This is a genomic window from Jhaorihella thermophila, assembly GCF_900108275.1.
Taxonomy (GTDB): Bacteria; Pseudomonadota; Alphaproteobacteria; order Rhodobacterales; family Rhodobacteraceae; genus Jhaorihella; species Jhaorihella thermophila.
In genome coordinates this window covers 36,626-58,811 of sequence record NZ_FNVD01000003.1, presented here as the reverse complement: position 1 = coordinate 58,811, position 22,186 = coordinate 36,626, and the positions used below count along the sequence as shown (strand labels likewise).

Here is a 22,186-nt window from a genome sequence, read left to right as displayed (position 1 = left end):
GGGGCGGTGCGCCGGTTCGGCCGCCGCCCTTTCCCCGACCGGGCAGACGAGCAGATCATGGCAACCGAACGCGAACGCCGCTTTGTCGGTCCCCGCCGCGGGCAGCTGATCTTTGCGATTTTCTTTTTCGCAGTTTCGGCCCTGTTGCTGGCGCTGATCGGCAGTGAAACCCAGTGGGTGAAAAAGACGAAACTCGTGGCGCAGCCGCGGTTCTGGCCGGCGGTGGGGCTGGGGCTGATGACGGTCCTGTCAGCAATCCACCTCTGTCGCCTGCCCTGGCGCCGGATCACCCGCTATGACTGGCGCGAGGCGCGCAAGTGGCTGTCGGTGCTGGAATTCGCCGGCTGGTTCATGGGCTATGTCCTGCTGGTGCCGGTGATCGGCTATCTGCCGGTGACGCTGGTCTTCGTGCCGCTGCTGAGCTGGCGCATGGGCTATCGGGGCGGTCGGATGTTGGGGCTGGCTGCGCTGTTCGCGCTGGCGGTGGTCGTGGTGTTCAAGAGCTTCCTCGCCGTGAAGATCCCCGGCGGCGCGGCCTATGAATACCTGCCCGACGGCCTGCGCAGCCTGTTCATCCTGTATTTCTGACGGGGGCGCCGATGGAGCTTCTTCTTTCTTCGCTCGACATCCTTGCCCGTTGGGACGTGGCGCTGGCGCTGCTGGTCGGTTCGGTCGGCGGCGTGGTCATCGGCGCGATCCCCGGCGTGGGCCCGGCGGTCGCCATTGCCATCCTGCTGCCGGCGACTTTTTCCATGGACCCGATCGTGGGGCTCACGGTGCTGCTCGGCATCTACGGAAGCTCCATGTATGGCGGCTCGATCCCGGCGGTGCTGATCAACACCCCCGGCACGGCGGTCAACGCGCTGACCACCTATGACGGCTATCCCATGACCGCGCGGGGCGAGCCGCGCCGGGCGCTTTCGCTGGCCTACTCATCCTCATTCTTCGGCGGCATTTTCTCGGTGATCTGCCTGATCCTGTTCGCCCCCGTGCTGGCCAGGGTCGCGCCGATGTTCGGTAGCCGCGAAATCTTTCTTGCTGCACTTCTGGGCATCATCCTGGTGGTCGTGGCCCATCGCGGCCAGTCGCTGATCGCCGGAGCGTTGGCGGGGTTCGGAATCTGGCTGCAATCCATCGGCATGGAGCCGGTGAAATACACCCAGCGTTACACGTTCGACCAGCCGTTCCTGCAGGGCGGGGTCAACCTGATCGTGGTGGTTCTGGGGCTGTTCGCGCTGAGCCAGGCCTTTGTCCTGCTGACCAGCGATGACGAGAAGATCCGCATGACCCGCCTGCGCGGGCCGCTGTTCCAGGGCCTGCGCGAGCTGGCCCGCCACCCGCGCGTGGCCACCGTTTCGGCCAGTTTCGGCGTGATGATGGGCATGATCCCCGGCGTCGGCGAATTCACCGCGCAGTTCATGTCCTACACCTATGCGCAGCGCACATCGAAACGCCCGCAGGATTTCGGCAACGGCGCGTCCGAGGGGCTGATCGCCGCCGAAACCTCGAACAACGCGGTGCCCGCCGCCGCGATGGTGCCGCTTTTGGCGCTGGGCATCCCCGGTGAGGCGCTGACCGCGATGATGCTGAGCGTGTTCTACGTCCACAATGTCGTGCCGGGGCCGCAGTTGTTCCAGTCAAGGATGGATTTCGTCGTTGCGCTCTACTTGGCGCTCCTGATCCTGAACGTGCTGGTGATGATCTTTCTGCTGTCGGCCACCGGGCTGCTGGTCAAGGTGGTCAAGATCCCCAACCGCTTTCTCGGGGTCTGCGTGCTGACGCTCAGCTTTGTCGGCGTCTACAGCTTGCGCAACTCGGTCAGCGACTGCGTGATGGCGGCCGGGTTCGGGGTGCTGGGCTATATCCTGAAACGCCTGTCCTGGCCGATCGTGCCGATCATCCTCGGCATGGTGCTGGGCGGGATCATGGAGGTGAAGCTACGCGCCGGCATGGCCCGCGTGAAAACGCCCTGGGATTTCATCGACCGGCCCATCGCCTTCATCCTGTTTTTCGTCATCATCATCGTCCTTGCTGTCCATGCCCGCCACGTCTGGCAGGACCGCAAGGCGCTCAAGGAGGCCGAATGGAAATCCAGGCACAGATCGACGAGCTTCGGCGCGCGCCTGTTGCGCCGCAGAAAATTCTTGTTGAAGGAACGTGGCAAGGTGGTTCGGGGGCGCCGCAAGATGTTGTCTCGCCAATCGACGGAACTCTACTGACGACGATCGAGACCGCCACCGCCGCGGATGTGGACCGCGCCGTGGCCTCGGCCAGGGCCGCGTTTGACGATGGCCGCTGGTCGCGGCTGGCGCCGGCGGCGCGCAAGAAGGTCATGCACGCCATCGCCGACCGGATCGAGGCCGAGGCGCTGGAACTGGCGGTTCTCGGCATCCGCGACAACGGGACCGAATTCGGCATGGCCATGAAGGCCGAGCCGGGCAGCGCGGCGGGCACCTTCCGCTATTACGCCGAGGCGATCGACAAGGTGGCGGGCGAGCTCGCGCCCACAGCGCCGGATGTTCTGGGGCTGGTGCATCGGGTGCCGGTGGGGGTCGTGGGCGCCATCGTGCCGTGGAACTTTCCGCTGATGATCGGCGCGTGGAAACTGGCGCCGGCGCTGGCGATGGGCAATTCGGTGGTGCTGAAACCGGCCGAAACCGCCTCGCTGTCGCTTCTGCGGCTGGCGCAGATCTGTTTGGACGCCGGCCTGCCGCCGGGGGTGCTGAACGTCGTGACCGGCCCCGGCGCGGAAACCGGCGCGGCGCTGGCCCGTTCCATGGGCGTGGACGTGCTGACCTTCACCGGCTCCGGTCCCACGGGGCGAAAACTGCTGGAGGCGTCCGCCGCGTCCAACCTGAAGCGAGTCTATCTGGAACTTGGCGGCAAGTCGCCCAACATCGTCTTTGCCGATGCGCCGGATCTGGCCCGCGCGGCAAAGGTGTCGGCGGCAGGCATCTTTCGCAATTCGGGCCAGGTCTGCGTGGCGGGTTCGCGGCTGTTGGTGGAACGGTCGATCCACGACGAATTCGTCGGGATGCTGAAGGCCGAGGCCGAGGCGCTGCGAGTCGGCGATCCGCTGGATCTGTCCAAGGACATCGGCGCGGTGAATTCCGAGGCGCAGATGGCGCAGAATCTGCGGTTCATGGAGGTCGCGCAGGCCGAGGGCGGCACCGTCGTCACCGGCGGAACCCGGATATTGCAGGAAACGGGGGGCACCTACATGGCGCCGACCATCGTCACCGGCGTGACGCCCGACGCCACGCTGTTCCAGCGCGAGGTGTTCGGTCCGGTGCTGGCGGTCACGCCCTTCGATACCGAGGACGAGGCGCTGCGGCTGGCCAATGCCACCGATTACGGGCTGGCGGCGGCGGTGTGGACGTCCGACCTGTCGCGTGCGCATCGCTGCGTGGCGGGGATCCGCGCGGGCGTGGTGCATGTGAACACCTATGGCGGGGCGGACATCACCGTGCCGCTGGGCGGGGTGGGCCAGTCCGGCAATGGGCATGACAAGTCGCTGCATGCGCTCGACAAATATGTGGACCTGAAAACAGCGTGGATTCAGCTATGACCAAGACCATCCTCGTCGCGGGCACCTATGACACCAAGGACGACGAACTGAACTACCTCTGCGGCGTGATCGCGGGGCAGGGCGGGCGCGTGCTGATGATGGACGTGTCCGTTCTGGGCGACCCATCCCGGCCCACCGACATCTCCAAGCACGACGTGGCGGAGGCGGGGGGCAGCTCGATTCAACAGGCGATCGACTCGGGCGACGAGAACACCGCCATGCAGATCATGGCGCGCGGGTCCGCGGCCAAGGCGTTGGAACTTTATCGCGACGGAAAGATCGACGCCGTGATCGTGCTGGGCGGCACGATGGGCACCGACCTGGCGCTGGATCTGTGTTCCGCGCTGCCGCTGGGGGTGCCGAAATACATCGTCTCGACGGTGTCCTTTTCGCCGCTTCTGCCGCCCGACCGGCTGCCGGCGGATGTGCAGATGATCCTCTGGGCCGGGGGGCTTTACGGGCTGAACTCGATCTGCAAGGCGTCCCTGTCACAGGCCGCGGGCGCTGTGCTGGGGGCGGCCCGCGCGGTCGAGCCTCCCAAACGCGACCGGCCGCTCATTGGCATGACCTCGTTTGGCAAGACCGTGCTGCGCTACATGGTGGCGCTGAAGCCTGCGCTTGAGGCGCGCGGCTTCGAGGTTGCCGTGTTCCACGCCACCGGCATGGGCGGGCGGGCCTTCGAATCGCTGGCCGCGCAGGGCGCGTTCGCGGCGGTGATGGATTTCGCCCCGCAAGAGGTGTCCAACCACCTTTTCGGGGGGCTCTCGGCCGGGGCCGACCGGATGACCAATGCCGGCCGGGCCGGAATCCCGCAACTGGTCGCACCGGGCTGCTATGATCTGGTCGATTTCGTCGGCTGGCAGGACGTGCCGCCCAAGCTCGCGGGCAAGGAAACCCATGCCCACAACCGCCTGCTGACCTCGGCGGTGCTGGACGCGGGCGAACGCCGCGAGGTGGCGCGCGCCATCTGCGACAAGCTGGCCGGCGCCGCGGCACCCGTCACCCTGGTGCTGCCGCTCCAGGGCTGCAACGAATGGGACCGTGCGGGCGCGCCGCTGCACGACGCCGAGGGGCTCGCCGCCTTCTGCGACGAGATTCATGCCCGTTGCCCGGACAACGTGACGCTGGTGGAGTTGGACGCCCATATCAACGACGCGGCCTTTGCCGACAAGGTGCTTGAGATCTTCGACGGCTGGGTGCGCGACGGCATCGTGCGAACCGGCTGAGCCCGAAAATGACGGAACGTCGCGGCGGCGCCTGCCTTGCGGGCGCCGTTTTTGTCTTGCTCCAATGGTCGCGCGCTGGCTAGGTTCGCCGCGAAACTGCGTTCCGCCTTGCGGACCGCCCGGCCGGGGCGACGAAACGGGAGGGGTCCGCGACACGGGCCGAAGAAATTGCCTCGGCGGGGGTTCTGCGCTAGGCATGCAATATGATCGACCGATCGGTCGGTTTATTGCTTCAGGGTTTTCGGTCCGCCACCGCGGGCCCGCAGACGAGAGGGGAGACCAAATGAGCGAAGCCGTCAGATATGAACGCGTCGGGGACGTCGCGGTTCTGGCCGTGAACAACCCGCCGGTGAACGCGCTGGGCCATGCCGTGCGCGCCGGCCTGCAAGAGGGCATCGAGCGCGCCGAGAAGGAGGGCGCCAGGGCGGTTCTGATCTACGGCGAAGGCCGCACCTTCCCGGCCGGGGCGGATATCCGCGAATTCGGCAAGCCGCCGCAGCCGCCGCACCTGCCGGAGCTGTGCAACCGGATCGAATCCTCGCCGCTGCTGGTGGTGTCGTCCATCCACGGCACTGCGCTGGGCGGCGGGCTCGAGGTGGCGCTGTCCACGCATTACCGGATCGCCGTGCCGTCGGCCAAGGTCGGCCTGCCCGAGGTGCATCTGGGCATCCTTCCCGGCGCCGGCGGCACCCAGCGCCTGCCGCGCGTGGCTGGCACCGAAAAGGCGATCGAGATGATCACCACCGGCCGCCATGTCGGCGCGAAAGAGGCGCTCGAGGCCGGGATCATAGACCGGATCGAGGACGGTGACCCGCGCGAGATCGGGCTGGCCTATGCCAACGAACTGCTGGAACAGGGTGCGCCTCGCCGACCCGTTTCGGAAATGCCCGCCCCCGCGCCGGCCGATTTCGACGCGATCTACAATGCCACGCTGAAAAAGGGCCGCGGCCAGCTCTCCCCCGCCGTGGCTGTTCGCGCGGTGCAGGCCGCCAGCGAACTGCCCTTTGACGAGGGGCTCAGGCGCGAGCGCGAGCTGTTCATGGAACTGATGAACTCGGACCAGCGCGAGGGCCTGATCCACGCCTTCTTTGCCGAGCGGGCCGTGGGCAAACTGCCCGAACTGGAAGGCGTAAGCCCCCGCCCGGTGAACAAGCTGGGCGTGATCGGCGGCGGCACGATGGGCGCGGGCATCGCCACGGCGGCCCTGCTGTCGGGGCTGCCGGTTGTGCTGCTGGAGATGTCGGACGAGGCCGCCCAAGCCGCCAAGGCACGGATCGCGGGCAACCTGCAGGGGGCGCTGAAGCGCGGCAAGATCAGCCAGGAGCAGTTCGAGCAACTCACGGAAAAGGCGCTGACGCTCACGACCTCCTACGATGACCTTGCCGACGTGGATCTGGTGATCGAGGCCGTGTTCGAGGACATGGACGTCAAGAAGAAGGTCTTTGCCCAGCTTGACGCCGTGTGCAAGCCCGGCGCGGTGCTGGCGTCGAACACCTCCTATCTGAACATCGACGAGATCGCCGCCACCACCTCGCGCCCGCAGGACGTGATCGGGCTGCATTTCTTCTCGCCCGCCCATGTGATGAAGCTCTTGGAGATCGTGGTGGGCGACAAGACCGCGCCAGACGTGGTGGCGACGGGCTTTGCGCTGGGCAAGCGGCTGGGCAAGGTCAGCGTACGCGCCGGCGTCTGCGACGGGTTCATCGGCAACCGGATCCTGGCCACCTATCGCACAGCGGCCGATCACATGATCCTGGACGGGGCGACCCCCTATCAGATCGACGAGGCGCTGGAGGCGTTCGGCTTTGCCATGGGCCCCTTCGCGGTCAGCGACCTGGCGGGGCTGGATATCGGCTGGGCCGTGCGCAAGCGCAAGCGGGCCGAAGGCATGGATCCGCGCGCTCGCGATTCCACCTATGCCGACAAGCTCTGCGAGGCGGGCCATTTCGGGCAGAAGACCGGCAAGGGTTTCTACGACTATTCCGACGGGCCCCGAAACCGCAAACCCAACCCCGAGGTCATGCCGCTGATCGAGGCCGACCGCGCCGCCCAGGGCATCACGCCACGCGAATTCACCGACGAGGAAATCGTGCGCCGCTACATGGCCGCGATGGTGAACGAGGCCGCCAAGGTGGTTGGCGAGGGAATTGCGCGCCGTCCGCTGGATGTGGATGTGACGCTGCTCTACGGATACGGCTTCCCGCGCTATCGCGGCGGGCCGATGAAATGGGCCGACATGCAGGGCCTGCCCGGCCTGCTGGCCGACATTCAGGAATGGGCCAAGGAAGACGACTACTTCTGGCAGCCCGCGCCGCTTCTGGAACAACTCGTCGCCGAAGGCAAAACCTTCGACGACCTCAACAAGGAAAAATCGTGATGAGAGAAGCCGTCATCGTCTCCACCGCCCGCACCGGGCTTGCCAAGTCCTTTCGGGGCTCGTTCAACATAACCCACGGCGCCGACATGGGCGGCCACGCGGTCAGGCACGCGGTCGAACGCTCCGGGCTCGACCCGGCCGAGTTCGAGGATTGCGTGATTGGCTGCGGCTTTCCCGAGGGCGAAACCGGCCAGAACATCGCCCGCCAGATCGCGATTCGCGCCGGGCTGCCGGTGACCACCTCGGGCTTTACCGTGAACCGGTTCTGTTCCTCGGGTCTGCAGTCGATCGCGCTGGCCGCAAACCAGATCATGACCGAAGGCGCCGGCCCGATGATCGCCGGCGGGGTGGAAAGCATCTCGATGGTGCAGCCCAAGGTGCGCCACGCCCCCAACAAGTGGATCGAAGAGCACAAGCCCGCGATCTACATGACCATGATCGAAACCGCCGACATCGTGGCCGAACGCTATGGCGTCAGCCGCGAATACCAGGACGAATATGCGCTGCGCAGCCAGCAGCTGATCGCCAAGGCGCAGGCCGAGGGCAAGTTCGACCACGAGATCGTGCCGATGGACACGACCATGGCGGTCAAGGACAAGGAAACCGGCGAGATTTCCTTCAAGGAGGTCACCGTTACCCGCGACGAATGCAACCGCCCGAACACCACGCTGGAAGGGCTGGCGGCGCTGGAGCCGGTGCGCGGCCCCGATAACTACATCACCGCCGGCAATGCCAGCCAGCTGTCGGACGGCGCGGCGGCCGTGACGCTGATGGCAAGCGACGAGGCCGAAAAGCGCGGGATCGAACCGCTGGGTGCTTTCAAGGGTTTTGCCGTCGCCGGCTGCGAACCCGATGAGATGGGCATCGGTCCGGTCTTTGCCGTGCCGCGCCTGCTGGAGCGCCACGGACTGAAGATCGACGACATCGACCTGTGGGAGCTGAACGAAGCCTTCGCCAGCCAGTGCCTTTACAGCCGCGACCGGCTGGGCATCGATCCCGAAAAGTTCAACGTCAACGGCGGCTCGATCGCAATCGGCCACCCGTTCGGCATGACCGGGGCGCGGATGGTCGGGCATCTGCTACTGGAAGGCAAGCGGCGCGGCGCCAAGCTGGGCGTGGTGACCATGTGCATCGGCGGCGGCATGGGCGCAGCCGGCCTGTTCGAAATCTACTGAACGGGCAGGGGGCGCTGCCCCCTCGGCCCCCTTGGGGCCTCACCCCCGGGATATTTCTCGCAAGAGGAAAAGGGGCGTCCGTCTCTTCCTCTTGCCCCAAATATCCCGGAGCGCGAGGCGGAGCCTCGCATCAAACAGGTCGTCCGGGAGGAACTGCATGGACTTGAACTATAACGAAGAGGAACTGGCCTTTCGCGATGAAGTGCGCGCCTTTCTCGATGAAACGGTGACGCCGGAGTTGCGCGACAAGGTGCGCAACGGCCGCCTGACCAAGCAGGACATGGAAAACTGGCACGCCGCGCTGAACGCGCGCGGCTGGCTGGCGCAGAACTGGCCAAAAGAGTTCGGCGGCGCCGCCTGGAATGCCGTCCAGCGCCACATCTTCGAGGAAGAGGCCGCCATGGCCGACGCCCCGCGCATCGTGCCTTTTGGCCTGTCGATGCTGGCGCCGGTGCTGATGAAGTTCGGCAGCAAGGAGCAGCAGGATTACTACCTGCCCCGGATCCTGTCGGGCGAGGACTGGTGGTGCCAGGGCTATTCCGAACCCGGCGCGGGATCCGATCTTGCCAGCCTGAAGACCCGCGCCGTGCGCGAGGGCGACCATTACATCGTCAACGGGCAGAAGACCTGGACCACGCTGGGACAATACGCCAACAAGATCTTCTGCCTCGTGCGCACCGACCCGAATGCCAAGCAGCAGGAGGGCATTTCCTTCCTGTTGATCGACATGGACACGCCCGGCATCGAGGTGCGCCCGATCATCCTGCTCGACGGCACGCACGAGGTGAACGAGGTCTGGTTCACAGATGTCAAGGTGCCGGTGGAAAACCTCGTGGGCGAGGAAAACAAGGGCTGGACCTACGCCAAGTATCTGCTGACGCATGAGCGCGCCAACATCGCCGGCGTGGGCTTTTCGCGCGCGGGGCTGGACGCGGTGAAACGCATGGCGCGTGCCGAGATGCACAAGGGGCGGCCCCTGATCGAGAACCCGCATTTTGCCGCCCGGCTGGCGCAGGTGGAGATCGACCTGATGGCGATGGCCACCACCAACCTGCGGATCATCAGCCAGGCCGCCGCCGGCCAGGCGCCGGGGGTGGAAAGCTCGATGCTGAAGGTCAAGGGCACGATCATCCGGCAGGAGATCAACGATCTCGCCCGCCGCGCTGCCGGCCCCTACGCGCTGCCGTTTCCGTCCGAGGCGGTCGAGGGTGCCAACGAACCGCCGATCGGCCCCGATTATGCCGGCCCGACCGCCGCGCATTATTTCAACAACCGCAAGCTTTCGATCTTTGGCGGATCGAACGAGATCCAGCGTAACATCATCGCCAAGGTGAAACTGGGAGGGGGCCGATGAACTTCGAACTGACCGAAGAGCGGCGGATGCTGCAGGACACCCTGCGCCGCTTCCTGTCCGACCGCTACGACACCGCGACCCGCAACCGGATCCTCGAGTCCGACGAAGGGTTCAGTCCCGAGATCTGGGAAGGTCTGGCCGAACTGGGCGTGATCGGCGCGCTGTTCGCCGAGGATCAGGGCGGCTTTGGCGGCGCCGGGTTCGACATCTCGGTGGTGTTCGAGGAACTGGGCCGCGCCGGCGTGGTGGAACCGATGCTGGACACCGCCATCCTTGGCGGTGGGCTGCTGGCCGCGCTGGGCGATGAAGCGCAACGCGCGCTGGTCGAGGAGGTGATCGGCGGCGGTCTGCATCTGGCACTGGCCCATTACGAGCCGGGCAGCCGCTATGACCTGTCGCGCGTGCGGGCAACCGCCACGCCCGAGGGCGGCGAAATCGTCCTGAACGGGGCGAAGGCGGTGGTGGTGAATGCCGAGGCTGCCGGCCAGTTGATCGTGTCGGCCCGCGAAAGCGGCGCGGCGGACGACCCGGGCGGCATTTCTCTCTTCCTTGTGCCCGCGGGGGCGAACGGCCTGTCTCTGCGCGGATACCCGATGATTTCGGGCGGGCGTGCCGCCGAGGTGACGCTGGACGAAGTGCGCCTGCCGGCCTCGGCGCGCCTTGGCACGGCCGGGGAAGGGTTCGAGCCGCTGCGCACCGCCATCGCGCGCGCCAACGTGGCGCTGGCCGCCGAAACGCTGGGGGCGATGGAAACGGCCACGGAGCTGACCCGCGAATACCTGCTGACCCGGCAGCAATTCGGCCGTCCGATCGGCACCTTCCAGGCGCTGCAGCACCGCTTTGCCGACATGCTGATCGAGCTGGAACAGGCGCGGTCCGCCGTTATCAACGCCGCCGGAAATCTGGAAAAATCTCCTGATTTCAGGGATATGCAGATTTCTTCCGCGCGCAACCTGATCGGCCGCGTGGGCCGGTTGATCGCCGAGGAGTCGATCCAGATGCATGGCGGCATCGCCATGACGCAGGAATACGAACTTGCGCATTTCGCCAAGCGGATCACCATGGCCGACCACCGATTCGGCGATACCGACTGGCACCTGGAGCGGTTCCTTGAGCTCTCGGCCGCATGATCCTGCCGCCGCCGGTCTCGACCTGATCGGCAGCGGCGCCCAAGACATGGTTGGCTATGACATCGACCTTTCCCACCATGACGGCGGGGCGCGGATCATTCTTGATATCGCGCCGCGGCACCTGAACCGGGTGGGCTCTTTGCATGGCGGTATCGTCGCCATGTTGCTGGACGCGGCCTCGGGCTTTGCCGCCTCGCGCAGCTGGTCCGAAGACGGTGATGCGCTGTTGGTCACGGTGGCGCTCAACACCCAGTATATCGCCTCGGCGCATCAGGGGCGCGTGATCGCCACGGGTTACGTAACCGGTGGAGGGAAAACCATCAGATACGCCGATGCCGAACTGCGGGCGGCAGACGGCCGGCTTCTGGCCAAGGCCAGCGGCGTGTTCAAACGGATCAGCGAAAGGCGGGGAAAATGACACTGGCCCGGGTGGACGATCTGGGCGACCGGCTGGTCGTCGTCAACATGAACGCGGCCAAGCGCGGGGCGCTCACGCCAGACTATTACGACGCGATCCTGTCGGCGGTGGACCGCGCCGCCGACCCGCGCATCCGCGCCGTCATCATCACCGCCGAGGGCGGCTATTTCTGCGCCGGCGGCGACCTGAACGTGCTGATCGAACGCCGCAGCCTGCCCGAAGAGGAACGGCGCAACCGGATCGAGCATCTCAACAGCGTGATCCGCGCGATCCGCGCCTGTCCGGTGCCGGTCATCGCCTCGGTCGAAGGTGGCGCGGCAGGGGCGGGCCTGTCGATCGCGCTGGCCTGCGACCTGATCGCGGCGGCCGAGGACGCCCGGTTCGTGGCCGCCTATGTCAAGGCCGGGCTGGTGCCCGATGGGGGGTTGACCGCCTCTCTGGCGCGGGCGTTGCCGCGTCAATTGTCGATGGAAATGTGCCTGCTGGCGCGGCCGGTCTTTGCCAATCGTCTGGCCGATTTGGGCGTGGTCAACGTGTTGGCGGAAAATGGAAAAGTGGACGAAGCCGCCCATGCGTTGGCGGACGATATCGCGCAGGGGCCGCGCGAGGCCCAAGGGGTGATCCGCAGGCTGGTGGCGCGGGCGTATGACGTGACCGAAGAGGAACAGCTGATCGCCGAACGCAACGCCATGGCGTGCGCTTCTGGCGGCGATGAGGCGGCGGAAGGGATCGCGGCCTTCCTTGAAAAACGCGCGGCGAACTTTGCAGGAGGCAAGCCATGACCGTCACCCGCTGGCACGGCTTTCTCGACCGGCAGATCGCCACGCGCCCCGATGCGCTGGCCGTCACCGACACCACCGGTGCGCGGTGGAGCTTTGCCGATCTGGGCCGCGCCGTGGACGCGCTGGCGGATGAATTGAGGCAAGCGGGCACGCGGGCTGGCGACCGGGTTCTTGTGCTGTCGGAAAACAGCGCCGCCTCGATCGCTGCGCTGTTCGCCTGTTCCCGCATCGGCGCCTGGGCGCTGCCGGTGAACGCGCGGCTGACTGCCGGAGAGCTTGACCGTATCCTCGCCCATGCCGAACCGGCGGCGGCGCTGATGACCACCGCCGTATCCCCCGACGCGCAGGCCCATGCCGACCGCATGGGGGCCCGCGAAATCACCGGTCCGTTCGGCGCGATGCACCTGGCCACGCCCCATCCCAGCAACCCGGCCGAGGAAGAGGACGTGGCGGTGCTGCTCTATACCACCGGCACCACGGGCACGCCCAAGGGGGTGATGCTGACCCATGACAACCTGTGTTTCGCTGGCCCGTCCTCGGCCATGATCCGGGGGCTTGAGGCGGAGGACGTCATTTACGGCGTGTTGCCGGTGACGCATGTGTTCGGGCTTGCTTCGGTGGTGACGGGGGGCATGTGCGCGGGCGCCCGGATCCGGCTGGAGCCGCGGTTTCGGGTGGAGCGGCTCTATCAGGCGCTGCATGAGGGCGTGACCATGCTGTCGGCGGTGCCGCAGATGCACGCGCTGCTGATGGCCTACACGCGCGAACAGGGGTTTGACCGGCTCGAGGGCGGCAGTCTGCGCTATGTGTCGTCGGGTGCGGCGCCGCTGGACCCGGACTGGAAGCGGCGGGCCGAGGCGTTCTATGGCGTGGCGCTGCAGAACGGCTATGGCATGACCGAAACCACGGCGGCCATCTGCGTCACCCGAAACGAGATCGGCGACCCGGACATCTCGGTCGGCCCGCCTCTGCCGGGGGCCGAAGTGCGGATCGACGAGACGGTGCCGGGCGGCGGCGGCGGCGCGGGCGAGGTGCTCACGCGCGGGCCGCATGTGATGAAGGGCTATTTCCGCAACGCGGAGGCGACGGCCGCAGCGCTGGACGGCCAAGGCTGGCTGCGCACCGGAGATCTGGGGCGGTTCGACGACCGCGGGTTCCTGCATATCCTCGGGCGCAGCAAGGAGCTCATCATTCACGGTGGGTTCAACGTCTATCCGCCCGAGGTCGAGGCGGCGCTGAACGAGCATCCCAAGGTGGTGCAGTGCGCCGTGGTCGGCCATGTCGTGGACGGGGATGAAAAGGTGCTGGCCTTTGTCCAGGCGTCGCCCGAGAACATGCCCGGCGAAGAGGAGTTGCGGGCCTTCGCGCGCGAGAGGCTGGCCGGTTACAAGAGGCCCAGCAGGATCGTCGTGGCGACGGAGCTGCCGGCCGCGCCCACCGGCAAGATCCTCAAGCACAAGCTGGTGGAGGCGTTCAGGGATCGGTTGCAGCAGGGATGACCCGAGCGCGCGGGCGCGGGACGGATTCGGGGGGTCTCGGATTGGCTGCGCCAATCCGACCGATGCGGGGGGCTCTGCCCCCCGCGCCCCCCGGAGTATTTGCAGCAAGATGAAGATGTGGGGTCGGGCAGATACGCGGCGCGGTGCCGACGGTGGAGGGGGGTGTGAATTCGCGCCTTGTCGAGTCAACCGGACAGGGGAAAGCGGCGGAGGCTGTGGAAGAACCCATTCGCGTCTTCGCCGACCAGTGCCAGTTCGCCGAGGATGAAGGGGTGTGGCAAGAGTGGGGTCAGATGCCGGGCGAGCACCTCGCGCGCGGCTTCTCGCTCCTTTGGCTTCAGGGGGCCGGTGAGGGTGATGTGAAACCGGAACGCCTCCATGACATGAGGGTAGCCCCAGCGGTCGAGGGTTCGGATCAGGTCGGGGCGCAGGCCAGCGGCGCGGCGGGCGCGTTCTTCCGCGGTCAGCGGGGCGCGGAACGGCTCCAGATCTCGCACGCAGCGGGCGGCCAGCGCGTTCAGTGCGGTTTCGTCCCCCACCGGGCGGAGCGCAAGAAATCGCCCGAGTGTGGTCAGCTTCAGCCCGTCGAGCCGCACGGGGCGGGTTGTGGCGCAGAACGCGGCGCAGGCGGTCAGGAGGTCGGCCAGAGTGACGCCTTCGGCCAGCCGGAACGGCGGCTTGATCGTCGCATGCAGGCCGTAGTGGCGCGGGGTGTTGGTGATCTCGTCCCACGGGCGGGGCAGGCCGTCCAGCGCAGGCGGAACGGTCGTCCGGCCGGTGGTGCAGTCCCAGCCCAGCCAGCGCGTGGCAAAACGCGCCCAGTCCGCGTCCGGCGGCGGAAGGTAGTATATCGCGTATCGGGCAAAACCCATGGCTTCAGGCGCGGTAGAACAGGTAGCGGTCCGGCGCGATCGTGTCGGGGCCCTTGATCGGTTCGAATCCGACCAGAGGCTGGCCCGAGACGATGTAGCCGCCGGGAACCATCACCCGCGCGATCAGGGGCGAAAGGCGCGCGGCCTCTTCCACGTCCTTTTCCTTGATGCCGAAACCGAAATCGTAATGCGCCAGCGCGATCCGCGCGCCGCTTGCGGCCAGCTTCTCCAGCATCGGTTCGGCCTCGCCCTGCAGAAAGTCCTGCTCCGGGGGCACGCAGGACGGGTGGCATTGCAGCACCCGGTCGATCACCCAGATGCGGCGGTCGGGCAGGATTTCGCGCAGGTGGTCGTATGTGCGGCCGTTGCCGAGGCCCAGATCGACCACGTCGCCGTCCATGTCGCGGATGCGGGCGGCGGCCCAGTTCAGCCCGTCGCGCTGGGCGGTCAGGCGGCGCAGCATGGAATCCAGTCGGCTCATGTTCCGGTCCTTTCGGCTGGGGGCGCGGGAAAGGTCCAGCGCCACGTCGGCCCGTCGAGCAGGCGGGCCAGCAGGGTTTCGGCAAAGCTCCAGATCGCATCGTCATGGACGAGGTGATGGGTCAGGACGCCGTAGGGTTCGGCATTGTCGGCGCGCCCCTCGCGCCGGTCGGCCAGCTGCCGGGCGATCTGTGCGATCAGGGTGTCGGGGTCGGCCAGACCGCGGGTCGTTTTCCACGCGATCGGGTCGAGATGGGTGTTGATCTGCAACAGTCCCGGCGCGGCAAGGGGTGTCTTGCGCGGAGTGAAGGTTGAAACGGCGGCATATCCCTGCGCGGCCAGATCCGGCAGCAGGTCGGGCGCGATCCGGTTCCAGGGAGGCACGAAGACCGGGCGCAGGCGTGCGCCGAAAAGCGCCTGCGTCCGGGCGAGGGCCAGCTCGGTGTCGGCCCGCATCGCCGCGCGGGGGCGGTGGGCGCCGAATTCGGCCTTCTTCTCCTCGGCGGGCGCATGGTTTTCATGGGTCCAGCCGTGGACCAGCGGCACCAGGTTCGGGTGGGCCGCGACGGCCTCTGCCAGCGTCTCGTCCGCATGCGCGGGGATCACGGCCAGGTGCAGGGGCATGCCCAATCGCGCAGAGAGGGCGGCAAGGCGTTCCAGCGCGGGGGTCATGGCCACCGCGTCGTCGTCGCGCCACCACAGGGGCAGCGTAAGGCCCACCGCGCGCCAGCGCGCCAGTTCCTCGGTCAGCACGGTCCAGTCAGGTGTCATGCACGCGCCCCGGCCATCTGGTGGGCGATTGCCACGGATCGCGCGGCGCCGTCAAATGCAAGCGCGGTCGCGTCGCGTCGCGGGGCTGCCATGGCACGCGCAACCGCCCGCGCCAGGCGCTCTGGAGAAAGCTCGGCGTTGCGCAGCACCTCGATCCCCGGCTGCGTGGCGAGTGCGCGCGCGCGCAGGGTCTGTTCGACCTCGTTGCCGTCATCGAACGGGATCAGCACCGCCGGGGTGCCCGCCTGCAACAGATCCAGCGCGGTGTTGTAGCCGCACATGCCGACCAGGGCGGCGGCGTGGTGCAGCATCTGACGGAAATCCGGGCGTGGCGGGTCAATGATGACATTGTCCGGCGCCGCCAGCGCGCGTATCTCGGCCAGCCGCTGCGGCCCGCCGCCGACCAGCAGCCGCCAGCGGCGTTCCGGTGTCAGGGCTGCTGCCTGACAGGCGGCATGAAAGATGGGCAGCCCCACCGCGCCGCCGCCGGCGCTGACCATGATTTCGCCCTCTCCGACGCGCGCGGGGTGCGGCCCGGCTGCGGGCGGGGCGACATATCCGGTATAGCGCAGCCTGGCCTCCAGCGCATCGCTGACCGGCCAGCTGACCGACAGAGGCGTCGTGCGCGGGTCCGAATGCACCAGAACCGCGTCGTAGTAGCGCGCAATGATCGCCTCGGCGCGGTCGGCCTTGGCCGGTTTCGATGGCGGCGCGAGGATGTCCCGGATCGAGCACAGGACCACCGGGCGGCGGGGCCGGGCATGGGCCGCGTCCAGAAGGGCCAGGAATTCGTCGCTCAGCACCCGCCGGCCAAAGGGGAAGAGCTCGGTCATCAGCACGTCGGGGCCGACCTCCGACAAGGTGTTCAGGAGGACTTGCCGGCGCTGTCCGAACAGCTCCACATTCGTTTCGCCGCCCGTGTCATTCAGAAGGCGGGTGAAATTGGTGCCGTCCGAGCGTAGGGGCGGCAGTTGCACCAGCCGGACGCCCTGCGCACCAAGCTGCGGGGCGGGCATCCCGCCCGAGACGACCGTCACCTCGTCCCCCGCCGCGGCAAAGGCGCGGGCCAGCGTCAGCGCCCGGCTCAGGTGGCCGGTGCCCAGCAGATGGGTGACCACGATCATCACCTTCATGGCGCGTCCCTCCGCACCAGGCGCACCGGTTCCGGTTCGGCGGTCAGCCGATCGCCATCGAAACCGATCACGAACAGGCGGTTGCGTTTCACCTTGAACGGCGCGGGGCCGTCGAAATCCCAGCCATGGGCGCGCGCCAGCAGAACCCGCATGATGCCGATATGGCAAACCGCGACCGAGTCGCGATCCAGCCGCTCCAGCCACGGCCGCAGGCGCTGCCACAGCTCGGCCGGGCTTTCGCCGCCGGGGGCGCGGTAGTCCCAGCCCCAGTCCTCGATATGGCGGAAACCGCTGCCCGGCTCGGCCAGAAGGTCCACGCCGCGCCGGCCTTCCCACGCGCCCCAGTCCATCTCGGTCAGTTCGGGCGCGGTGCGGGGGGCGCGGCCGGCGATCAGTTGTGCCGTCTCGACCGCGCGCGAGAGCGGCGAGGACCAGAGTTCCGCCGCGCCCCAAGGCGGCGGCAGGCGCAGCGCGGCCAGTTCGACCCGCGCCGCGTCGTCCAGCGGCCGGTCGGTGCGCCCCTGGATGCGTTGGCCGCGGTTCCAGTCGGTATGGCCGTGGCGCAGCAGGGCAAGGCGGATCATGGCGCGCACTCCAGCAGGGGGCCGACCGTGCGCCAGAATGTGCGCGTTGCCACGGGGGCCAGATGCTTGCGCGCGATCATGGCGCGGGCCGCGGCGCCGCGTTCCCGGCGCAGACGGGCATCGGCCAGCAGCCTTGCCAGCCGCGCGGCCAGCGCCGTCGCGCCTTCGCGTGGCCTGGGATAGTCGCCCTTCAGCAGCACGTCGCGCACGCCGGGGCGGTTCTGCGCCAACACCGGCAGGCCGGCGGCCTGGGCTTCGAGATAGACCATGCCGAAGGCTTCGTTAACGCCGGGCCAGAAGAAGAGCGACGCCCCCGCATAGGCGCGTTGCAGCTCGGCGCGGTCAAGCTGACCCAGAAAGCGCACGCGCCCGCCAAAAGGGGCCATCATCGCCTCGACCTGCGCGCGCGCCGGCCCATCGCCGGCAATGTCCAGCCGCCAGTCGCCTGGAAGATATGCCAGCGCCTCTGCGATCAGCCGGTAGGAGGCCAGTTTGTCGCCCTCCCGCATCATTCCCGCCGCCAGCGCCGGGCCGTCGCAGGTTGATTGCGGCGGCAGGCGGTCCACCGGCAGAAACGGGCGCAGGCGGACCAGTTGCTGACCTTCGACCCGGTCGCGCTTGATCGTGATGAGATCGTGCGAGGTGAGGTAGAAGATCACGCGCGCCGCGTCGCAGGCGTCTTCGGCGGCCCGTGCAAAACGCGCCCAGGGGCCGGTCAGCCGCTTGCGCGCGCGGGTGGATTCGATCTGGACATAGGGAATGCCCAGCGATCCCGCGACTTGCGGCCCCAGCAGATCGGGCGCCTTGTAATAGTTGTGATAGGTCACCCAGAGCGCGGGCGGATCGCCCCGCAACGCTTGCGACAGCCGCGCCGCTTCGGCACCCGCCTGCGCCATCAGGTCGGCCTGCCGCGCCGGGTCGCCGGCCTTGTCATGGCTGCGGAATTCGGACACCAGATCGACCCGCGCGCGGTTCGCGCCGATCGCGGCCATCAGGTTGCGCGCCATCTCGCGGTCGCCCGAAGGCACCGGGCTGAGCGGTGACTTCATTGGTGCGTAGAAGGCCACGCGGGTCATGCCACTACCTCACCGACCAGCGCCTGAAGCCGATCTGCCAGGCGGGCGATCCCGGCGTCCATGCTGAACTCGGCCCGCAGGCGGGCCAGCGCGGCCTCGGCCATTCGCGCCGTGCGGCCCGGGTCCGCGGCCAGGCTGACGATCGCATCCGCCAGTGCCTGCGGCGTGCCGTCGGTCAAGAGCCCGTGGCGGCCGTCTTCGATGAATTCCGGGATCGCCGCGACGCGGGTCGAAACGATCGGCAGGCGCTGCGAGGCTGCCTCCATCAGCACGTTCGGCAGTCCGTCCCGGTCGCCGTCGCTGGCGATCCGGCTGGGCAGAACGAACAGGTCGGCGGCGCGCATCGCGGCGATCACCTCGGGCTGGTCGCAGGCCCCGCGCCATTCGATGCGATCCGCAATCCCCAAAGCCCGCGCCTGCGTGGTCAACTCCCTCTTGAGCTCGCCGCCGCCGATATGGGTCCAGCGCCAGTCCAGCCTGTCCGGCAGCCGCGCCAGGGCCGAAATCAGCCGGTCAAAACCCTTCTTTTCGACCAGCCGCCCGACCGAAAGCAGATGCAGCGGGGCGTCCGTCGCGCGCGGCGCCCGCTCGGGCGGGTCGGGAAAACGGTTGAGGTCCAGCCCGTGATAGATCAGATCGACCCGTTCGGGGGTATCCGCCAGCCCCCGCAGCCGCGCCGCGCCATAGGCGGTGCAGGTCGCCCCGAAGGCCGCGCCGTGGGTGCCGGCGCGAAGCTTCTCGGCGATCTCCCAGTCGGGCGAGGTCCAGATGTCCTTGGCATGGGCCGAAAAGGCCCAGGGCAACCCCAGCATGATCGCGGCATAGCGCGCCACCGATGATGGCGTGTGCAGGAAATGGGCGTAGAAGGCGCGCGTGCCCGGCGGCAGTTCGGTCGCCAGCACGCAGGCCTGACCGAACCGGCGGATCCGGTTGGTGGTTGGATCGCGGCGCAGATCCCCTCGCCAGATACGCCAGGCCGTGGCATAGCCGGGCAACGCCCGCGCCGCCGCGCGCGCCCGCCAGACACGGGCGGGCTCTTCGTGCAGGTATTCCGGCAGATACCGCACCCGCGCCCGCAGCCGGTCATGCAGCGGGTGGCGTTTGGTGTCGGTGGGATGGCGCAACGACCAAATCTCGAACCGGTGGCCGGCTTCTTCCAGCGCCACCAGCTCCTGCGCGATGAAGGTCTCCGACAGCCGCGGCCAGCCCTTCACCACCACCGCGAGCGGGGCCGTGCCGCTCATTCGGCCGCCTGCCGCGCCGGCAGGTCCAGTAAGGCGCGGACGCGGCGGGTGACATGCTCCAGCCCGTCCAGAATGCCGCTTTGCATCGCCTGCGACGGCACCGGCTGGTCCGTCAGGCCGCGGATCGCCGCGATCATCGCCGGCGCCGTCAGCCCGTCACGGGTTTCGTCAAGCATGCGCACCAGCCCCAGTTCCTCGGCGCGGCTGGCGCGGATCCACTGTTCCAGGCGCGGCGTGGTGCGCGGCACGATCACGGCGGGTTTGTCAAAGGACAGCACCTCGCAGAAGGTATTGTAGCCACCCATGCACACCACCCCCGCCGCACCGGCATAAAGCGTCTCGATCTGCGAATCGAACCCGGTCGTGGTCACGCGCCCGCCCAGAGCGGACACGCGGGCCTCGAACGCGGTGCGGACGTCGCCTGACAGGAACGGGCCATAGACCAGCACGGCGCGCGGCGACAGGGCGGGATCCCGTTCATAGGCCGTCAGCACGAGGTTCACCAGCGCCGACCCATCGCCGCCCCCGCCGGAGGTGACAAGGATATACGGCTGTTCAGGCGGTTCCGACACGGGCGCAAGATCGCGGCGCAGATAGCCGGTCCAGTAGGTCCGCCCACGGGTGGACGGGCTGAAAGGCAGCCCTGCGGTCGGGTCGTGAATGCCGCGCAGACCATAGACCCAGACCTCGTCATAGAACGCCTCGACCGCCTCGACCGCGCCCTTGCGGTCCCATTCGGCAACCAGCACGCTCGTCTCGTCCAGCACGTCCCGCAGCCCAAGCACAACGCGCGTGCGGCGGCTGGCCGATCGCTCTTCGAGGGTCGGAAGCAATTCGCCCCGGAAACCGGTCGGTTCCTTGTCCACGATCAGGATGTCCGGGTCGTAGCTCTGCACCGAACCCAGGATGATCCGCGTGCGCAGATCGGTCACCGCGCCGATATCCAACCCGTCGGTCTTGGACGCATACGATCCATCGGGCAGCTTCACGACGCCGGGCAGGCGCACATGGTCAACCCGAGGCGGAAAGGAAAACCGCCCCGCCACCGGCGATCCGGTCAGGATCAGCGCGGTGGCCTCGGGGATCGCCTGCGTGATCGCGCCGGCCAGCGCGCGAGACCGGCGCAGATGCCCCAGCCCGAACGTGTCGTGGCTGTAAAGCATCACGCGCGGGCGCCGTGCCATGCCGGTCTGAACCATGTTCTGGGGATCGGGATCGCCCATCGTCCTGCCTAAAGTTTCAGGCCCGCGCCTGCCTTGCCGGGAATGCCACCATCACCATATTCCATCGCGCCCGGTTTGCCCATCGGGCGGACGGTCACGGCGTCACCGAGCGGCGCAGCCATCGGGCGATGCGTTCTGCTTGCCGCCATGCCATCCATCGCCCCAACTCCCCGGCGTTCGACCCTTTTCCTGTTAGTCAAACCGGTCGGAATTGAAAACACCAATCTGGCCGAACCCGCTGCTTCTTTCTGGTCTCAAATACCCCGGGGTCCGGGGCGGAGCCCCGGAAAGCGCTCGCCGGGAACGCCCCCCGGCCTATGTCAACCCGGCCAGCCCGATGCTGCTGCCGGTGCGTCTCATCCCGCCCGGCCGGCCCGGTCCTGCCGCAGCTTGCGCAGCATCGGGACCGAATAGATCACCAATGCCGCCCAGATCATCGGAAAGGCGATCATCTTGGCCCGCCCGAACGGTTCGCCGAACACGAACACCGCGATCAGAAAGATCATCGTCGGAGCAATGTATTGCATGATGCCGATGGTCGAAAGCCGCAACCCCTTGGCCCCGTTGGCATAGGCCAGAAGCGGCGCCGCCGTGACCACGCCGCAACCCAGCAGCAGCCAGGTGTCGGCAGGCTCGCCGGCCAGGAAATGCGCCTGTCCCGATGCCGCGAGCCAGCCCATGTAACTCAGCGCAGCCGGCGTCAGCAGCAGCACTTCCAGCAGGAACCCCTGGTTCGGTCCGATCGGAAGGGACTTCTTGAAATAGGCATAGAACCCCCAGCTGAACGTCAGCGTCAGCGCCACCGCCGGCAGCCGCCCGGCATCCAGCGTCAGCACCACCACTGCGGCCGCCGCCAGCGCGATGGCCACCATCTGCATCCGCGTCAGACGCTCGCCCAGCAGCACCGCGCCCAGCAAGACGCTGAACAGGGGATTGATGTAGTAGCCCAGGGCAGCCTCGATCGCCCGGTCATTGGCGATGGACCAGACGTAGACGCCCCAGTTGACCGAAATCAGCGCCGCCGTCACCACCCCCATGCCCAGCGACCGGGGCGAACGCAGCACCCGGGGGATGTCGCCCACCCGCCGCATCAGCAGCAGCACCGTGCCGGCGATCGGCACCGACCAGACCACGCGATGCGCGATCACCTCGGCCGGCGGGATATGCGCCAGCGCCTTCATGTAGAGCGGCAGCACGCCCCACATCAGATAGGCGGACAGCGCAAAGGCAAATCCGCGCGCGGTGTCGGTGTTCTGGGACTGCATGTCGGGCGT

At 67.8% G+C, this 22,186-nt stretch carries 21 protein-coding genes; 11 read left to right on the top strand and 10 right to left on the bottom strand.

Going from position 1 to position 22,186, the window contains the following annotated elements:
* The first annotated feature begins 57 nt into the window (after window positions 1-57).
* The 11 genes from C4S70_RS05100 (at window position 58) to C4S70_RS05050 (ending at window position 13,529) form a co-directional block, all read left to right on the top strand.
* A complete protein-coding gene (locus C4S70_RS05100; RefSeq protein WP_104007222.1) occupies window positions 58-588 on the top strand; it encodes a tripartite tricarboxylate transporter TctB family protein in 531 nt (176 codons plus the stop codon).
* An 11-nt stretch (window positions 589-599) separates the two neighbouring features.
* Window positions 600-2,219, top strand: a complete 1,620-nt coding sequence (locus tag C4S70_RS05095; RefSeq protein ID WP_104007042.1) for a tripartite tricarboxylate transporter permease — start codon at window positions 600-602, stop codon at window positions 2,217-2,219.
* A gap of 5 nt (window positions 2,220-2,224) precedes the next feature.
* A complete protein-coding gene (locus C4S70_RS05090; RefSeq protein ID WP_235003736.1) occupies window positions 2,225-3,568 on the top strand; it encodes an aldehyde dehydrogenase family protein in 1,344 nt (447 codons plus the stop codon).
* Complete coding sequence (locus tag C4S70_RS05085; protein ID WP_104007041.1) at window positions 3,565-4,794, top strand: Tm-1-like ATP-binding domain-containing protein; 1,230 nt, start codon at window positions 3,565-3,567, stop codon at window positions 4,792-4,794. The genes C4S70_RS05090 and C4S70_RS05085 overlap by 4 nt, the downstream gene beginning before the upstream one ends.
* A 283-nt stretch (window positions 4,795-5,077) precedes the next feature.
* Window positions 5,078-7,171, top strand: a complete 2,094-nt coding sequence (locus C4S70_RS05080) for a 3-hydroxyacyl-CoA dehydrogenase NAD-binding domain-containing protein (RefSeq protein ID WP_104007040.1) — start codon at window positions 5,078-5,080, stop codon at window positions 7,169-7,171.
* The gene (locus tag C4S70_RS05075; RefSeq protein ID WP_104007039.1) at window positions 7,171-8,346 is read left to right on the top strand and encodes an acetyl-CoA C-acyltransferase; all 1,176 of its coding nucleotides are present in this window, start codon (window positions 7,171-7,173) and stop codon (window positions 8,344-8,346) included. Before C4S70_RS05080 ends, C4S70_RS05075 begins: the two co-directional genes overlap by 1 nt.
* Before the next feature lie 157 nt (window positions 8,347-8,503).
* On the top strand, window positions 8,504-9,700 hold the full coding sequence (locus tag C4S70_RS05070) for an acyl-CoA dehydrogenase family protein (protein ID WP_104007038.1): 1,197 nt from the start codon (window positions 8,504-8,506) through the stop codon (window positions 9,698-9,700).
* Window positions 9,697-10,830, top strand: a complete 1,134-nt coding sequence (locus tag C4S70_RS05065; RefSeq protein ID WP_104007037.1) for an acyl-CoA dehydrogenase family protein — start codon at window positions 9,697-9,699, stop codon at window positions 10,828-10,830. Before C4S70_RS05070 ends, C4S70_RS05065 begins: the two co-directional genes overlap by 4 nt.
* Window positions 10,811-11,248: a PaaI family thioesterase gene (locus C4S70_RS05060; RefSeq protein ID WP_235003714.1), complete on the top strand. Its 438-nt coding sequence runs from the start codon at window positions 10,811-10,813 to the stop codon at window positions 11,246-11,248. Before C4S70_RS05065 ends, C4S70_RS05060 begins: the two co-directional genes overlap by 20 nt.
* Window positions 11,245-12,030 (top strand): oxepin-CoA hydrolase, alternative type, encoded by a 786-nt coding sequence (locus tag C4S70_RS05055; RefSeq protein ID WP_104007036.1) that lies wholly within the window; start codon window positions 11,245-11,247, stop codon window positions 12,028-12,030. Before C4S70_RS05060 ends, C4S70_RS05055 begins: the two co-directional genes overlap by 4 nt.
* A complete protein-coding gene (locus C4S70_RS05050) occupies window positions 12,027-13,529 on the top strand; it encodes a class I adenylate-forming enzyme family protein (protein WP_104007035.1) in 1,503 nt (500 codons plus the stop codon). The genes C4S70_RS05055 and C4S70_RS05050 overlap by 4 nt, the downstream gene beginning before the upstream one ends.
* A gap of 185 nt (window positions 13,530-13,714) precedes the next feature.
* Here C4S70_RS05050 and C4S70_RS05045 read toward each other — a convergent pair whose 3' ends face one another.
* From C4S70_RS05045 to rarD, 10 genes are all read right to left on the bottom strand, one after another.
* Window positions 13,715-14,401, bottom strand: coding sequence for a DUF1045 domain-containing protein (locus C4S70_RS05045; RefSeq protein ID WP_104007034.1), 687 nt, complete (start codon window positions 14,399-14,401; stop codon window positions 13,715-13,717).
* Window positions 14,402-14,405: 4 nt separating this feature from the next.
* The gene (locus C4S70_RS05040) at window positions 14,406-14,882 is read right to left on the bottom strand and encodes a class I SAM-dependent methyltransferase (protein ID WP_104007033.1); all 477 of its coding nucleotides are present in this window, start codon (window positions 14,880-14,882) and stop codon (window positions 14,406-14,408) included.
* Window positions 14,879-15,652, bottom strand: coding sequence for a polysaccharide deacetylase family protein (locus C4S70_RS05035; protein WP_104007032.1), 774 nt, complete (start codon window positions 15,650-15,652; stop codon window positions 14,879-14,881). Before C4S70_RS05035 ends, C4S70_RS05040 begins: the two co-directional genes overlap by 4 nt.
* The gene (locus C4S70_RS05030) at window positions 15,649-16,785 is read right to left on the bottom strand and encodes a glycosyltransferase family protein (protein WP_104007031.1); all 1,137 of its coding nucleotides are present in this window, start codon (window positions 16,783-16,785) and stop codon (window positions 15,649-15,651) included. Before C4S70_RS05030 ends, C4S70_RS05035 begins: the two co-directional genes overlap by 4 nt.
* Window positions 16,782-17,369, bottom strand: coding sequence for a histidine phosphatase family protein (locus tag C4S70_RS05025; protein ID WP_104007219.1), 588 nt, complete (start codon window positions 17,367-17,369; stop codon window positions 16,782-16,784). The genes C4S70_RS05030 and C4S70_RS05025 overlap by 4 nt, the downstream gene beginning before the upstream one ends.
* Complete coding sequence (locus tag C4S70_RS05020; protein WP_104007030.1) at window positions 17,366-18,445, bottom strand: glycosyltransferase family 4 protein; 1,080 nt, start codon at window positions 18,443-18,445, stop codon at window positions 17,366-17,368. Before C4S70_RS05020 ends, C4S70_RS05025 begins: the two co-directional genes overlap by 4 nt.
* Window positions 18,442-19,689, bottom strand: a complete 1,248-nt coding sequence (locus C4S70_RS05015; protein ID WP_104007029.1) for a glycosyltransferase — start codon at window positions 19,687-19,689, stop codon at window positions 18,442-18,444. Before C4S70_RS05015 ends, C4S70_RS05020 begins: the two co-directional genes overlap by 4 nt.
* Window positions 19,686-20,912, bottom strand: coding sequence for a glycosyltransferase family protein (locus C4S70_RS05010; RefSeq protein ID WP_235003713.1), 1,227 nt, complete (start codon window positions 20,910-20,912; stop codon window positions 19,686-19,688). The genes C4S70_RS05015 and C4S70_RS05010 overlap by 4 nt, the downstream gene beginning before the upstream one ends.
* An 8-nt stretch (window positions 20,913-20,920) precedes the next feature.
* A complete protein-coding gene (locus C4S70_RS18610; protein ID WP_160114844.1) occupies window positions 20,921-21,070 on the bottom strand; it encodes a hypothetical protein in 150 nt (49 codons plus the stop codon).
* A 198-nt stretch (window positions 21,071-21,268) separates the two neighbouring features.
* Window positions 21,269-22,177, bottom strand: coding sequence for an EamA family transporter RarD (gene rarD / locus C4S70_RS05005; protein ID WP_104007028.1), 909 nt, complete (start codon window positions 22,175-22,177; stop codon window positions 21,269-21,271).
* Window positions 22,178-22,186: the final 9 nt, after the last annotated feature.

What these genes read in the sequence shown, in the direction of transcription:
- C4S70_RS05085 (WP_104007041.1), top strand. Translation starts at nt 3,565, where the DNA reads ATGACCAAGACCATCCTCGTCGCGGGCACCTATGACACCAAGGACGAC.
- C4S70_RS05050 (WP_104007035.1), top strand. Translation starts at nt 12,027, where the DNA reads ATGACCGTCACCCGCTGGCACGGCTTTCTCGACCGGCAGATCGCCACG.
- C4S70_RS05095 (WP_104007042.1), top strand. Translation starts at nt 600, where the DNA reads ATGGAGCTTCTTCTTTCTTCGCTCGACATCCTTGCCCGTTGGGACGTG.
- C4S70_RS05070 (WP_104007038.1), top strand. Translation starts at nt 8,504, where the DNA reads ATGGACTTGAACTATAACGAAGAGGAACTGGCCTTTCGCGATGAAGTG.
- C4S70_RS05045 (WP_104007034.1), bottom strand. Translation starts at nt 14,401, where the DNA reads ATGGGTTTTGCCCGATACGCGATATACTACCTTCCGCCGCCGGACGCG.
- C4S70_RS05080 (WP_104007040.1), top strand. Translation starts at nt 5,078, where the DNA reads ATGAGCGAAGCCGTCAGATATGAACGCGTCGGGGACGTCGCGGTTCTG.
- C4S70_RS05020 (WP_104007030.1), bottom strand. Translation starts at nt 18,445, where the DNA reads ATGACCCGCGTGGCCTTCTACGCACCAATGAAGTCACCGCTCAGCCCG.
- C4S70_RS05015 (WP_104007029.1), bottom strand. Translation starts at nt 19,689, where the DNA reads ATGAGCGGCACGGCCCCGCTCGCGGTGGTGGTGAAGGGCTGGCCGCGG.
- C4S70_RS05010 (WP_235003713.1), bottom strand. Translation starts at nt 20,912, where the DNA reads ATGGGCGATCCCGATCCCCAGAACATGGTTCAGACCGGCATGGCACGG.
- C4S70_RS05035 (WP_104007032.1), bottom strand. Translation starts at nt 15,652, where the DNA reads ATGACACCTGACTGGACCGTGCTGACCGAGGAACTGGCGCGCTGGCGC.
- C4S70_RS05100 (WP_104007222.1), top strand. Translation starts at nt 58, where the DNA reads ATGGCAACCGAACGCGAACGCCGCTTTGTCGGTCCCCGCCGCGGGCAG.
- C4S70_RS18610 (WP_160114844.1), bottom strand. Translation starts at nt 21,070, where the DNA reads ATGGATGGCATGGCGGCAAGCAGAACGCATCGCCCGATGGCTGCGCCG.
- C4S70_RS05030 (WP_104007031.1), bottom strand. Translation starts at nt 16,785, where the DNA reads ATGAAGGTGATGATCGTGGTCACCCATCTGCTGGGCACCGGCCACCTG.
- rarD (WP_104007028.1), bottom strand. Translation starts at nt 22,177, where the DNA reads ATGCAGTCCCAGAACACCGACACCGCGCGCGGATTTGCCTTTGCGCTG.
- C4S70_RS05040 (WP_104007033.1), bottom strand. Translation starts at nt 14,882, where the DNA reads ATGAGCCGACTGGATTCCATGCTGCGCCGCCTGACCGCCCAGCGCGAC.
- C4S70_RS05025 (WP_104007219.1), bottom strand. Translation starts at nt 17,369, where the DNA reads ATGATCCGCCTTGCCCTGCTGCGCCACGGCCATACCGACTGGAACCGC.
- C4S70_RS05055 (WP_104007036.1), top strand. Translation starts at nt 11,245, where the DNA reads ATGACACTGGCCCGGGTGGACGATCTGGGCGACCGGCTGGTCGTCGTC.
- C4S70_RS05075 (WP_104007039.1), top strand. Translation starts at nt 7,171, where the DNA reads ATGAGAGAAGCCGTCATCGTCTCCACCGCCCGCACCGGGCTTGCCAAG.
- C4S70_RS05065 (WP_104007037.1), top strand. Translation starts at nt 9,697, where the DNA reads ATGAACTTCGAACTGACCGAAGAGCGGCGGATGCTGCAGGACACCCTG.